Genomic DNA, 14,713 nt, shown 5'->3' with positions numbered 1-14,713 from the left:
TTATTCTGTATATAAAAGATAGTTGTCTACTAAATGGATTAAGGTTCTGTCGGCTAGGTTGTTACTTTTATTTGCAATGAAATTGGCAGATCTGTTGGCTTTATCAATAAAAGTCAAGACTCCAGTATCACTCATGACACTTACATAAGTTTTTTCATCTTTACTGTCTTTTCTTAAAGTTTCAATTTGTCCTGCTTCAAGTCCGTCGTCAGAAACAGTTTTGTTAACCAATATATGATACCTGATAAAATCTGCTACCTGATCTTGGTCACCAAGTAAAGCAGGAGCAAAATTAGGCACACCGGTGGCAGGGTTTCCTGGAAGTTTTCCATCTTTCACAGCTTGTATAATAGCTGCATTGTTTGGAACAATAAACGTGTATGAGTTACCTACATTTACTCCTCCAATTTTGTCTCCAGCAAAAGCAATACTCGAATTTTTCAGATAACTGTAGAAATTAAAATATTCTGAACCGGCCACAGCTAAATTTTTAAGGTCTGTTCCTGGTGGCTGTTCACTAAATTCAAGTAGCTTATCAATATAGTAAGTACGTCCGTTTTGCTGGTCTTCATATCCAAGAATATTGGCCATGTTTTCTAAAACTTCATTTCCGGCGGCATAAACCTTATTGCTGCTCCATTTTATGTATTCTCCTGGAATATCCATATCTCCGGAGCGTATAATTCCGGAACCCGACAAATCATTTAGTTCTCCATTAGGTGTAGGGACAATACAATTGTATAAAACACGCAGTAAACGCAGTCTGGCTGGTGTTCCTGATAAAGCAGCACCATTAATTGGAGAAACATAATTCCATTCGGATCTGGCAGTATTGTACTCATATCCAAGTCCACGTAATACTGTATCCGAAGGTAGAAATAAGGTGTATTTTTGATTGATGTTGCTGATGATTTCCCTGTATGAAGAACCATCATTAAACAATCGTGTAGCTAAAGTAAATTTAGGGTCCAGATAAGCAGAGGTGTAAACACTGTAAAATAAATTTGATGCCTGTACTTTGTTAGTTCCGTAAAAGAAACCATTGCTTAATACTTTGGCTTCTTTTATGTCGGTATTTAAGTTGAATCTTAATTCTTCATCTAAACCGTTGTTAAATGAACCTAATTTTGATGGCCATACAGCGCCCTGAACCATGTGTGCTTTAAATAAATCCTGAAAAATATATTGAGGAAGTTTATCAATAGAAGGATAGTTCTTAAGTAAAACTTCGTCAATGAATTTTTGTAAAGATGCATTATCAGGTGCAAATAGGGTATAAGCATCACTCTGCCCATCATTATCTGCCTGCTTTAAAAAGTTTTCATTATTAGGGGAATAAGGCAAAGTGGGGTCATAGTATTTCACATAAACATCGTCGTTTTTACCAGAAAAATTACGGTAGGTTGTAGTCGCAGATTGGTTAAATGCATAAATAACCAGATTGTCCTCAAGTAACTTACGGAATTGGCTGTACTGACTGTTGTTTTCTAAATACTGATCTAAATTTACCAAAGGAAGTGATACTTTGGTAACTTCGTGGATAATTCCATTTTCAGCCACAATATCTGCTTCTTTTACACTTCCGCCTAATAAATTAAAGTCGGTATAAGTTGAACCTGGAAAGAAAAAATTATAGTCATTCGAAGTTAATCCCTTTGCGGCAAAATACTCTTTCTCAAAATAAGAGATATATTTGTTATTATTGTCTCCTGAAAGATAACCTCCATTTCTGTTAGATCCGACAACAACCATGGGTTTGCCGTTTATGGTTTTGTTTTGAAAGCCATCGTAAAAGGCAGTTCTTCTTCTAAAGGCATTATCCGGAACCCATCCCGTACCTGATTGATAGTCAGAAAGCTGATCTGCACGGAAAGCATTGTATATGAGAGCATATTTTACAATTTTTGAAGCAGTTTCAGCATCAACTTTATTTACATCTGAAATACCCTGCTCTTGAAAAAATTTCGTAAATGCCTCATCATTCGGAGCCATCATGGTCCAATATCCTGCTTTACCTAAGATATCCTTGTATCCGGCTTTTTCAATTAAAACCAGAAGATTTTTAAAATTTCCACGAGCTTCTAGTTGTTGGTAGATAGGAGGTTCTAAAGAGTCAGGTCGCTCGTAGTAATCATCATAAGCATCCTTACTGCAACTTGAGAGAAGGACTAAAAATGAAAAGATAAGTAGATGGTGTATTTTTTTCTTCATTCTTGGTTAATTTATTATATTGAAAAGGTCAGTTAGTTTTAACTTTTTTTTAGTAAATACGAATATGTCAAACCTAAAAGGTTCTGTTGCTAATTCTATCCTGCACTATCCTGTTTTTTTTAGTATGTGTTTTTTATATCTATAATAAATATTGATATTATAATTTATATGTTAATATTTGAAAAATATGTAAATTCCAGTATTTGTAAGGCTTTATGTTCTCTGTATTTATAGGTGCTTATGATTAAAATGCCTCTGTTTTTTAGAGAAAATTATAGAAAAATGTAAAAAAAAGAATATTGGAAGCTATTTTTACAAATGAGAAGAGAATGTTTTTGAAGAAAATTCGCACGCGGTTAGAGGGGTTAACACTCTAATAGACTGAGGTTTTGACAGAAAATCGTCGTGATTATGAGTTGAAGATTAAAAAAAAGCCGAAAGGTTTAATCCCGATAGGTAGTATCAGGTAAAAAATAATTCACTTCTTTTTAGAAAATATTCAGAAAAATTATCATTTGCTATGAAAATTTATTTTAACACTTTTTATGTTAATTTGCTTAACATAATTTGTTTTTGAAACTTTAAACATTTAAAATTTATCTGGAAAAAGGTTCTTGTAAATTATATATAACAATTCCTTTAAATCTACTGTTTATAAATAAAAGAGCTTCATAAAAACATGAAGCTCTTTTATTTTTTTCCTGATTATATCAAATCAAATTTTAATTTAGGTATGCATTCTGGATTTTAGTTCCTGAACTACTTTTGAATATCTGTTTTCAAAAACAGTCTGCTCAACAGGAACCGCTACAGAATGGAACAACTGCATTAGGTCATCTGAATGACTCGCTACCTTTTTTGTATGAAAGCTGTAGTGAATAAATTTTATCCAAAGCAATGCTTTTAATTCCGTTTCATCCTTGTTCCACATTTTCATTTCTACCAATAATGTGTTATCAGTGTATTGAATCAGTTGTGATTCAATTATTACTGTTTCCATTGTAAAAGCAGGTTTTATATAACTTATCTGATTGGATGCAACAACCCAGCTTAAAGAAGTTGTTTTCATCAATTTAAAGATGTCAAGATTGTAGTGTTCTTCAATTTGATCTTCACGGGCATTAATGAAATATTCCAGATATTTCGAATTGTTCAAATGATTAAAAGGATCACAATCCTGAAATCTGATTTTTCTTTTTGTTTTTAAAACTTTTTTCATAGTAAATTAATTAAATACCAATTGGTATGTGGAGGGTTAAAATTTTTTAAGCTTTTATTTTTTGAATAATGAAGTCATCAATAAAATCCATTGCATTGGTAATATAAGTATCGTCGTTATGGGTAAAGGCCAAAATTGAACTGCCTTCAATCATAGATAAAATAAGTTGAGCGTATTTATTCACATCTGTGTTCTGCAGAATTTCATTATTGTTAATTCCTTCTTGAAGAATTTCGGTCAAACCAGTGATGAATTTTTGAGATAGTTTTTGTGCCTCATTAAATAATAGTGGATTTACAAATTTTGTATCAACAGAAACCCTAAGCATCGGACAACCTCCTCTGTCTTTCACCAAATCATAATAGGTACGATGGTAATTGGTTATCGTAAACAATTTATTTATAGCTCCTTCCTGAGTTTCAAGAAGCTTAAATAGCGGAATTATAGCAATATTTACATTGTATCGAAATGCTTTTAAAGCTAAATCTTCCTTATTCGAAAAATTGCAGTAAATAGCACCTTTGGTTAAACTTGTTGCATTTGTAATATCTGACAAACTGGTTCCAATGTATCCCTGTTTATTAAAAATGGGAGCAACTTTATCTAGTATAAATTCAGAAGTATTCATAGGATTTATTATGATTTTAAAACAAATGTAACAAATAAATACCGATTGGTATATGAGGATAAGTAGTTTATTTTAAAATGATTGAAAATACGGATTGTATTCATCATATAAAAAAATGAACCTTATAAATGAATCTACATAATACTTAAACAAAATACAAATCGCTGCAACGAGTTACAGTTCACATTTAAATTCTGGCTTGTTTTAAAAATACTTAAATCTAATTACTTAACTGTTTTATTTTTAGGTGTTTGATTTATATTAATCAATAGACTTAACTTTTTTTTGACAAAAAAAACATTTAAAATTTTTAAGTTAACTTTTTTAATATACTTTTGTTCTATAGAATTAGTAGTATTTGGTAAAAAAAAACAAATATAAAAACTCAAGATTCTAACATGTATTCGAATCCTGAGGAAGTAATAATAATTTGATAATTAGTGTCTTATTGTAAATCAATGCTGAAATTCTTTAATCTTAATGTTTCATAAAAAATGATAGGATGAATATTTAAGATTTTTAATCTTCTAAAAATAAGTTTAAATAATAATAATCAAAAATAAAAAAATGAAAAAACGAATGTGTTGAAAATAAAAAAACCACTTCTGTTGCAGCAGAAATGGTGAAGTTTAAAAAGAAATTGTACATCTCTATAAGTAGCGAAAGTGTAATAAATCTGCTTTCGGCTGAACTTATTTTATTAAACCAAAACAAAGTAATGAAAAAAAAATTGAATAGATATATATGCACATGTATTTTATTGGTTTTCATAGGAGTTAAGGCTCAGGAGACCAAGCCGTTAATACAGTCTAAACTCGAAGGGTTAGTAGTCGATGCTGTTACAAAAGAGCCGGTTATTGGTGCTTCAATAAACATTAAAGGTACTACACACGGGGTTCAAACAGATTTTGATGGGAAGTTTTATTTTCAAACAGGACAAAAATTTCCTTATACGCTTATTGTAAGTTATATGGGATATAAAAAAACAGAAGTTGTCGTTAGTGCAAATTCTGTTGTTATTGATCTTACTCAGGAACAAAATGCATTGTCAGAGGTTGTAGTAACCGCACTTGGTATTACAAAAGAAAAGAAATCTTTAGGATATGCTACTCAGGCAATTAAGGGTAAGGATTTGGAAACTACAAAAGAGACAAATTTCCTAAATGGTCTTAGTGGTAAGTTAGCAGGAGTACGTATCACCAATTCACAGGGAGATATGGGATCTTCGCGTATCGTTATCCGTGGTGAAACCTCTATAGCCGGAAATAATCAGCCGCTATTTGTAGTAGATGGAATTCCGGTAGACAACTCGCAATTTAGCAGTTCAGGTGGTGCAGCTGCCTCCCGTGATTTCAAAAATGCGATTGCCGATTTGAATCCACAGGATATTGAATCGATTAATGTACTAAAAGGACCGAATGCTGCTGCTCTTTACGGATCGCGTGCTGCACATGGAGTTGTTCTTATCACAACAAAATCAGGAAAAGGCCAGCAAGGATTGGGTGTAACGATTAGTTCTGGTATAACTATTACTGAAGTCTCGCTTTTGCCTGATTATCAAAACACCTTTGGACAAGGTTCAAACGGAGCATTCAGCTATAAAGATGGTAAAGGAGGCGGTATTAATGATCAGACTGATGAAAGCTGGGGCCCTAAAATGGACGGGCGCCTTATTCCTCAATTTAATTCAAATGGTGTAGCAGTGCCTTTTGTGGCTCATCCTAATAATGTAAAAAACTATTTTAATACTGGTGTTACGTATGAAAATAGTATTTCTGTGGCGAAATCAAATGATAAATCAGATTTCCGTTTAGGAGTAAACAATCAAAAGCAATTAGGGACAGTTCCTAATAGTGAAGTAAACAAAACAAACTTTACGATTAATTCTAATTATCAAATTTCTGAAAATATAAAAGTAGGGGTAACAGGAAATTATATTGTTACAGATGCTCCAGCATTACCTGGTGGACCATCAGGTAATCGAGCTGCGGGTGTAATGCTTCAGTTTACATGGTTTGGACGCCAGGTAGATATGAATGCACTTAGAAATAACAGAGATGTTAACTGGAACAACAGCTATTACAGCAATCCGTATTGGACAGCGTATTACAATACAACAAGTCAGAACCGCAACCGTTTAATAGGAGATATCCATTTGGATGCGAAACTTGCTGATGGATTAAATTTCAGATTCCGTACAGCAGTTGACTATTATAACGACCGAAGAAAATACAAAATTAAATACGGTACAAACGGAACTCCTTTTGGATCTTACGCTGAAGATGCTTACACTGTAAACGAACAAAATACAGAAGGTATTTTTACCTATACTAAAAAAATAAACGATGATTTTAGTGTAGACGCTCTTGCGGGATTTAATATTCGTAACCACAGCGATGCAAACAATTATCAAAAAGCACCACGTTTGGCTGTGCCTGATTTATATACATTGAACAATTCAAGAGATCCTTTATTGTCATCAAACACATTATCGAGATTAAGAGTGTATAGCGCTTACGCTTCTGCACAATTTGGTTATAAAAACTATGCTTACTTAAACGTTACGGCTCGTAATGACTGGTCATCGACATTGCCAAGCAGTAACCGGTCCTATTTCTATCCTTCTTTTAATGGTAGTTTGATATTATCTGAAGTGCTGAATCTAAAAGGAAATACCCTTGATTTCTTAAAGCTTCGTGGTGGGTGGTCTGAAGTAGGTAACGATGCAGATCCTTATCAATTGAATACAGTTTACGATTTTCAAACTGCATTTGAAGGAAATCCGATTCAAACCTCTTCTAAGAGAAAACTTAATGAGAATTTGAAACCGGAAACAACCCGTTCAACCGAAGTGGGTTTAGAAGCTACTTTCTTTAAAAACAGACTTCATTTTGATGTTGCTTATTATAACACCAATAGTTTCGATCAGATTCTGGAAATTAAAACAACAGCTGCCAGCGGTTATACATCGCAATTGATCAATGCAGGTAAAGTAAACAACAGAGGTATCGAAATTCAATTGGACGGAACTCCGGTTCAGACTGAAAATTTCAAATGGAACATAGCCGGAAATTATTCAAAGAATACAAGTAAAGTAGAGATTTTGGATTATGATAAACAGATTCAGAACTACACAATTGGTTCTGCTTCAGGCGGTGTAGATGTTTTGGCATCAGTAGGACAAGCTTACGGAGCCATTTATGGAGTAGCGTATCAGCGTGACTCTAATGGAAACATCGTAGTAGGCGATAATGGATTGCCAAAAGCTGATCCTACTAAGAAAGTTTTAGGACACTATACTCCGGATTATTTAGCGGGTCTAACCAATACACTGACTTACAAAAATCTTGAACTTTCGTTTCTTGTTGATGCGAGTGTAGGTGGAGAACTTTTTTCAGGAACAAACAGAATTGGTAATTATACAGGTGTACTGGAACAAACCTTGCCGGGTCGTGGTGCTGAAAATGGCGGATTAGATTATTATATAACCACTACTAGCACCGGACCTAAGAAAATATTGGCTTCAGCAGGTAATGTTCCGTCTGGAGCAGTTATATATGATGATGGTATGATATTTAAAGGAGTATATGCTGACGGAACTCCAAACACATCAGTACTTAGTGCACAGGAATATTACAAAGCGTCATACAATATAAGCGAAGCTTATGTTTACAGTTCAACATTTGTAAAATTAAGAGAAGTTAAACTTACTTATAATTTGAATAAAAGCTTAACCAGAAAACTGGGATTACAATCAGCAAGTATTACTGCTGTAGGTCGTAACTTGTTTTTTATCTACAAAGATGTGCCAAATATTGATCCGGAAACGGCTTACAATACCGGAAATGCACAAGGACTGGAACTTTACTCATTGCCATCTACGAGAAATTTCAGCCTTAATCTTAATCTTAAATTTTAAAAATACAAAATCATGCTAAAAAAAATAGCCTATATATCGCTTTTTGCATTGACGTTTAGCTCTTGCAGCGATTCATTGGATGATATTAATAAAAATCCAAATGCAACCGAAACACCATTAACACCTTACCTTTTAACAGGATCTTTAAAACAGGGTGCCGACTTATATTGGGGTTCAGTAAATAACTTTGACTCGTCTTTATTATTTGTTCAGCATTGGGCTAAAATCCAATATACAGAACCGGATATATTCAGTTTATCAAACAGTTCGTTCACCTCTTTATGGAATACGGGATATGCAACTCTAATTACAGATTTGAACACGATTATTAATTTCCCTGAAGCGCAGGCAAATTCAAATTATAAAGGGATTGCGCTAACGTTGCGTTCATGGACTTTTTTATTGTTGACAGATGCTTATGGAAGTATTCCCTATAAAGAAGCAGGTCTGAAAGTAAATCCGTCATATAATACTCAAAAAGAAGTATATACAGGATTGCTGGAAGATTTGACACAAGCCCAGTCCCTGTTAAGCACATCAAACGGTACTGTAACTGGTGATTTGTCTTATAAAGGAGATATTACAAAATGGAAAAAACTGGTAAATTCGCTTCGTTTGCGTATAGCGTTAAGAATTTCAGACAGAGAGCCAGTATTAGCTAAGCAAGCAGCAATTGATGCAACAGCAGATGCCGGAGGCTTAATTAGCAGCAATAATGATATCTTTAAGTTTACTTATACGAGTTCACCACAGCAAAATCCGGCTTCTGCCTGGTTTGAAACTCGTGATGATTATCGTATTTCAAAAACAGTAGTGGATAAGTTATATGAGTTATCTGATCCACGCTTACCTGTTTACGCTCAATTACCATCAGATGCGAGTGTAGGTAAATATGTTGGAGGAGGAAACGGATTATCAGCAGCTGCAGCAAATGCTCAGGGTCTTGCTAAAACATCAAAACCGGGAACTTACTTCCTTACTTCTCAGTCGCCGGCGGTATTTGCTACTTATTCTGAAACATTGTTTAATCTTGCAGAAGCAGTTGCCCGTGGTTACATTTCCGGAGATGCAGAACAATATTATAATGATGCAATTACAGCATCATTTAATCAATTTGGAATTACCAATGCAACAACTATTTCTAATTATCTTAATCAGGCAATAGTGAAGTACGATGCAGGAAATTATGCCAAATCGATAGGTACTCAAAAATGGATTGCATTCTTTGGACAAGGTCTTGACGCATTTACAGAATGGAGGAGACTGGATTATCCTGTATTGATAGCTGGTCCGGCTACAGTTTTAGACGGAAAAATACCGTCACGTTTCTTTTATCCCGGAACAGAGCAGTCATTAAACGGAGCTAGTTATCAGGCGGCAGTAGCTGGACAGGGAAAAGACCTGCTGACCACAAAATTATGGTTTGATGCGAAATAATTCTAAGTCTGAAGCGCTATTAATAGATAGCCACTTTTTATTTTCTTCCGCATATCGAATCTGAAATACATTTTCTCTTCCTGTAAAAGAGAATTGAAACACAATTTATTGAACAACAAAAGAGCCAGACAAATATTGATTTCTCTGGCTCTTGGTTTTAGACATTTGTATGGTCCTGAAAAAGGTTGACACAAAATAATGTAAAGTAAGTTGAATACCTTTTTATAAGTCATTATTTAACTGTTAGTTTAGCATTGTCAGTTCGTTTTTAGTGTAAATTTCCCAGCCACTTGCTGTATTAATTTAGCTCTCTACATTAATATTGTGAAGATTTTTTATTTCGGCCATTATAAAAGTACTTTGCGTACTGCCAATGCTTTCAACAGAGCCTAATTTGTTGAATACAAAATTATGATAATGTGTGTCTTATGTTATTTTTGTGTCAACGAGCGAAAAGATCTTTATCCGGATGCTCAGGCATTATGTCGGACCTGGGCGAATGTTTTAAGAGATAAAATAGCCGAAGTCATAGCAGTTGGATGCAAACACGTACAATTTGATGAGCCAATGTAGACAGAGTCTCCGGAAGAAAGTATCTGGGCAGCCGAAATTCTTACTGAACTTATTGAATCCCTGTTAAAAAAAGTATGTATAGCTTTGCATGTTTGCGGCGTAAACCCAAGACGAAACGAGTTTATTTTACTAAATACACCGATCTGGTGGAAACATTTAAAAAGGTTCCGGTCGACGAACTTATGTTAGAGCACTGTAAACTCGGTTACAACATGCTGGAGATATTTGGGACTTCCAAGGCGATTTAGCCATTGGTGTAATTGACTGCGTAGTGATGAATTGGAATCTGTAGAAGAAATACGTGAACGCATAAAACCGGCGTTAGATTATTTTCCGGCTGAACGTCTGATACTTACCAGTGAATGCAGATTTGGGCATGTACCACTTGCGATTATGCATGCTAAATTAAAACGTCTCGTAGAGGATTCTAAAAACTTATAAAAGATAATTGCACGAGTTTCTCTGCGATTTATTAGTGTATAGCTTTTTTAATTCATGCAATATGTATTAATTGTTGCTTTTTTTATCAGATAGCCGTTGTTGCTTTTGCTCTGTAAAATTTGATGCCAATCATTCTTTTTTATATTTTACAGCTAGCTATACTTTACATTAGACTTAAGATGTCGGATTTCTTTTATCGGGTAGAATCATTTTTAATCCCTTTTGTCAATTTATTTTTATTCATTTTATCATGGTCTTGAAGCGAAAAAAGAACACGTTTTTTTTTCTCTAAAAATCACTAAATGCAGGTATTGTTTTGTAAATCATTTTGTTAGAATTTACGCCAATTAAAGTTTTTATAAAACACCCCATAGATATGATAAAAAAACTACTATTTCTCCTATTTCTATTTTCACTTTCGTCTATTGCCCAAACTAAAATAAAATTTAGTTATGATACTGCCGGTAATCAGACCAGCAGGATATTGTGTACTAACTGTCCACCGGAAACTGGAAAACAAATCAAAGAAATTGAAGCACTTGTTGATGAAGATTTAGAAAAATTTTCAGCAGAGGATATGTTCTCCTATTATCCTAATCCTGTAAAAGAAGAACTCTATTTAAAATGGCAACTGACGGATGATAATTATATAACTTCAATACAGGTATTTTCAATAACGGGGCAGGTTTTAAATACGTACACGGCAACTAAAAATAGTACCACTCAAAATATTTTGTTTCAGTCTTATCCTTCCGGGGTTTATGTTGTATTACTCAATTATAAATCAGGTGATCCTAAAACAATTAAAATCATTAAACAATAAGATTTAGATATGAAACAATTTTACTTTTTCATTTTTATTTTACTAGCCCAATTTTCATTTTCTCAAAATTTCACAGATACTAAAGGCGAATTACAAATATCGAGTTCAGGTACGACTGTATATAATTTACCAATTGCGACGCCTCCTTCAATTCAAAATGTTGCTCCAGTAATAAATTTGACTTACAGTAGTGGAGGCAGAGGGGGTATAGCTGGACAAGGTTGGAGTATTAATAGTATTTCAGCAATTTCAAGAATGGCTACACGTAAAGATATTGATGGGTTTATCGATGGAGTTGATTTCGATTCTAATGATAAATTAGCGATTGACGGCCAGCGTTTACTTTTAAAAACAGGGGTATACTGGGCAAACGGGTCAACTTATGAAACGGAATTTAAAAGCAATTCAAAAATTGAGCTTAAAATTGAAAATGGCTTTCTACATTTTATAGTTACTGCTCCGGATGGTTCACGTACTTGGTATGCTAGTAAAGGTACGGGAAGTTACCAGAATGCCATTTCGGCAAATGCATGGTACATCGTCCATTTTGAAGATGCAAACGGAAATGAAATTAACTACAATTACAGCAACGTAACTTATAATAGTACGAATCAACTCTACATTAAAACAATAGATTTTAGTGGAAATTCATCAGCAGGGATCGCCTTTCAAAACCAAATTGAATTTAATTATAAAAGTAGTAGCAGAATAGAACGGGATTTTATTAACGGCGCCCCTTTTTATGCAACGCAAATTCTCGATAACATAATGGTTAGAACCAATGGTGATCTTTTTAGAAAATACCAATTGCAACATCAAACAGACCTTAGTTCAGGTTATCAGCGAGTGAGTAGCATACAAGAAAGTAACGGTTCGGGTGAATTATCTAATCCTGTTACGTTTACTTATAATAATACTACAGATAGTGTGACCAGAACTGTAAAGGAATACAGTAATACGCTGGCTTTTGACAAAGCTAATATAGCAGGCGATTTTGATGGTGATGGCAGATTGGATTTTGTGGCAGACAAAAAAATATTCACAAATTTGTTTAACGGAAACACAGGTAACACACCAATAAATTTTCCAACATTTAGACCTGCTTTAATATTTCCGGCAACAATAATGTCTAATTACAAAATAAATCAATTTCAATCAATTATCGAACCTGCTGCAACAAATTCGCAAATTCAGTTTGTTGCATATAATATTGTTGACAACAATTTAAATTATACAGGTTTAACTGCCTCTGTCATCCAAACAATTTCTTATAACAACACAATTCATATTGACCCTTCCTATATGGATGAAGATGAGAGTTATGTTCCTCCTGTAGCTCCTCCACAAGATAGTAGAACCAATGAATATTTATCTGGAGATTTTGATGGCGATGGTATTTCAGAAGTTTTGATATTATCTAAAGACGAACGTTATGTGTGGGAAGAATACATTAATCAAAATGGTTATTCTGAAGGATTTTATTGGAAACTTTATTCAAACACAAATAGTGATTATAGAAGAGATGCCAGATTGGTTTCTCTCTCCACTGGTGGATCAACGCTATTACAGGGGAATGATGAATATTATATTTGCGCAACAGGAAAACGATACATTGCTGATATGAATGGTGATGGAAGATCGGATATCATCAATATAAATCTCCATGGCCAGTATTCTATTGTTGAAATAAATAAGCTTCCTTCTACCGGAGCGCAAGCTAAGAGAATTGGTTATGGGACTATTTCTAATTATTCGCATACAAGGCAAATTCTTTTCGGCGATTATAACGGTGATGGAAAGACAGATATAATGTTACCTGATTCTGAAGGTGGATCAGGACAAACTTTATGGCATATTTATTACAGTAATCCAAACCCGGCAGGAGGCAATTTTTTTGTAAAAGAATCGCATAACATTGTAGAGTATTGGCCCAATACTGGGAGTCATTTTGATTCTCAAACCCACTTTAGTAATTATTATGCTATTGATATTAACAAGGATGGAAAATCAGATATCGTAAGGGTCTGGAGAAGATATTACAAGCCGGGTTGGACAATTAATGATCATAATACAGAATGGTGGGTAAAAGGCTATACAAATAACATAGGAAATACAGCCAGTACAACTGCTTTTCCGATGACTTATGACTCAAAAAATGATAATCTATCGCCCATTACAGGACAACCTTCCGGCTTTTTTTCTGGTTCGCCAGATATCCCGATTCCATTAGTTACCAATTACAAATACAACGGTGCAAATACCGATCTAGTAATTGTTCGAGGACATCATAATAAAATTGAATATTATCAATTTAGTAAAAATGTAGATACTGATAACCGATTAAAATCAGTATCAGAAGCAAATGGTAATATAGTACAAACTATTGACTATTTGCCTATGGTGTCGTCAAATGGTGGATTAGGAAATTATCCTACAGATTTTTATTCGGTATTAAGTAATTCAATATATTTTTCTTTCCCAAATCACCCAAATATAGCACTAATAAAAAATGAAAACTGCTATTTAGTTTCCCGTCTGACAGCTACTGTAAATGGAACCTCTAAATATCAGGATTTTAAATATAGAAGCTATATTTCGAATTACAACTATGGAACTGTCGGATTTGCACAAACTGCACGTAGTAGTTGGTATTTAAACCCTTCAGATATTAAAATCTGGTCAATTAATAATTATGAAACAACTAGAGGATATATTTACTCAACTTTTACACATAACGATAACACTAATATTTTTAATTTTTCACAAAGCAACATAATATCGCAAAAGTATTATAATTACAGTGATTACACCAATGGATTAGTTATAAATTACCGTTTAGATGATGTGTACAGTGATGATAAAATTTCTGGTGTTTATACAGAAGAAAATTACCAGCATGATCCTAACGATTATGGTTTGGTTACAATTAAAACGGTTGATTATTATCAAAATAATACACTTCAGGGTAAAACAATAACAACAACTTCTTATGATAATAATCCCAGTGGAACGGGAAAGGATTATTATATTGGACGGCCTAATCAAATAAACACATCAACAACTTATGGAGGTGAAACACGAACTTCTGAAGAAAAACTGTCGTACACAAATGGGAATATAACACATACAGAGAAAAAAGGGCACAATACCTATGCCATTATCGAAGACATGACTTATGATTCAGTAGGGAATCTGCTGACCAAAACGGTTTCTGCACCAAATGCATTGCCTGCGCCTACAGCCCGAAAAATAACAGACGAATATGATGCCACCAAACGTTTCGTGGTCAAAAAAACAGACCACCAAAACTTTGTAACTAATTTTGTTTACAACAGACTGGGTCAGGTAACACAATCAACAAGCCCTTTTGGAGTAGTAAGCGATTATACATTTGATAATTGGGGAAAACTGACCAAAACCAAAACGACCGGTGCATCTGCAGTGCCATTGGAAACCACCATT

General features: G+C 34.0%; 8 protein-coding genes and 1 pseudogene. 5 read left to right on the top strand and 4 right to left on the bottom strand.

The features are described 5' to 3' along the window. The 3 genes from JE46_RS20730 to JE46_RS20720 form a co-directional block, all read right to left on the bottom strand. Positions 1-2,211, bottom strand: a complete 2,211-nt coding sequence (locus JE46_RS20730) for a fasciclin domain-containing protein (protein ID WP_031457203.1) — start codon at positions 2,209-2,211, stop codon at positions 1-3. Positions 2,212-2,938: 727 nt separating this feature from the next. Next, on the bottom strand, positions 2,939-3,430 hold the full coding sequence (locus tag JE46_RS20725) for an acyl-CoA thioesterase (protein ID WP_031457202.1): 492 nt from the start codon (positions 3,428-3,430) through the stop codon (positions 2,939-2,941). A gap of 46 nt (positions 3,431-3,476) precedes the next feature. After that, positions 3,477-4,058, bottom strand: a complete 582-nt coding sequence (locus JE46_RS20720) for a TetR/AcrR family transcriptional regulator (RefSeq protein ID WP_031457201.1) — start codon at positions 4,056-4,058, stop codon at positions 3,477-3,479. Positions 4,059-4,776: 718 nt separating this feature from the next. On the opposite strand from JE46_RS20720, the gene JE46_RS20715 reads away from it, so the two are divergent. Together JE46_RS20715 and JE46_RS20710 are read left to right on the top strand one after the other, a co-directional pair. Continuing rightward, positions 4,777-7,977, top strand: coding sequence for a SusC/RagA family TonB-linked outer membrane protein (locus tag JE46_RS20715; RefSeq protein WP_031457200.1), 3,201 nt, complete (start codon positions 4,777-4,779; stop codon positions 7,975-7,977). 12 nt (positions 7,978-7,989) lie between these two features. Further along, positions 7,990-9,414, top strand: coding sequence for a SusD/RagB family nutrient-binding outer membrane lipoprotein (locus tag JE46_RS20710; protein WP_031457199.1), 1,425 nt, complete (start codon positions 7,990-7,992; stop codon positions 9,412-9,414). A gap of 303 nt (positions 9,415-9,717) precedes the next feature. On the opposite strand, the pseudogene JE46_RS24575 reads toward JE46_RS20710, so the two are convergent. Further along, positions 9,718-9,834, bottom strand: a pseudogene (locus JE46_RS24575) (AsnC family transcriptional regulator); the annotation flags it as partial. Between JE46_RS24575 and JE46_RS24125 the strand changes: the two are divergent. The 3 genes from JE46_RS24125 to JE46_RS20700 form a co-directional block, all read left to right on the top strand. After that, entirely contained in the window at positions 9,832-9,987 is a 156-nt protein-coding gene (locus JE46_RS24125; protein WP_157505963.1) for a hypothetical protein, read from the top strand. The pseudogene JE46_RS24575 and the gene JE46_RS24125 sit on opposite strands and share 3 nt — an antisense overlap. A gap of 817 nt (positions 9,988-10,804) precedes the next feature. Further along, on the top strand, positions 10,805-11,251 hold the full coding sequence (locus JE46_RS20705) for a T9SS type A sorting domain-containing protein (RefSeq protein WP_031457198.1): 447 nt from the start codon (positions 10,805-10,807) through the stop codon (positions 11,249-11,251). A 9-nt stretch (positions 11,252-11,260) separates the two neighbouring features. Then, on the top strand, positions 11,261-14,713 hold a 3,453-nt coding region (locus tag JE46_RS20700), incomplete at its 3' end, for an FG-GAP-like repeat-containing protein (RefSeq protein ID WP_031457197.1).

It is taken from the genome of Flavobacterium chungangense LMG 26729 (assembly GCF_000735715.2).
Lineage (GTDB): Bacteria > Bacteroidota > Bacteroidia > Flavobacteriales > Flavobacteriaceae > Flavobacterium > Flavobacterium chungangense.
The sequence above is the reverse complement of the archived record's forward strand: the minus strand, read 5'-3'. Positions and strand labels throughout refer to the sequence as shown.

Excerpts from the sequence above, each read along its gene's own strand:
- JE46_RS20725 (WP_031457202.1), bottom strand. The coding sequence starts at position 3,430 with ATGAAAAAAGTTTTAAAAACAAAAAGAAAAATCAGATTTCAGGATTGT.
- JE46_RS20715 (WP_031457200.1), top strand. The coding sequence starts at position 4,777 with ATGAAAAAAAAATTGAATAGATATATATGCACATGTATTTTATTGGTT.
- JE46_RS20705 (WP_031457198.1), top strand. The coding sequence starts at position 10,805 with ATGATAAAAAAACTACTATTTCTCCTATTTCTATTTTCACTTTCGTCT.
- JE46_RS20710 (WP_031457199.1), top strand. The coding sequence starts at position 7,990 with ATGCTAAAAAAAATAGCCTATATATCGCTTTTTGCATTGACGTTTAGC.
- JE46_RS20720 (WP_031457201.1), bottom strand. The coding sequence starts at position 4,058 with ATGAATACTTCTGAATTTATACTAGATAAAGTTGCTCCCATTTTTAAT.
- JE46_RS24125 (WP_157505963.1), top strand. The coding sequence starts at position 9,832 with ATGTGTGTCTTATGTTATTTTTGTGTCAACGAGCGAAAAGATCTTTAT.
- JE46_RS20730 (WP_031457203.1), bottom strand. The coding sequence starts at position 2,211 with ATGAAGAAAAAAATACACCATCTACTTATCTTTTCATTTTTAGTCCTT.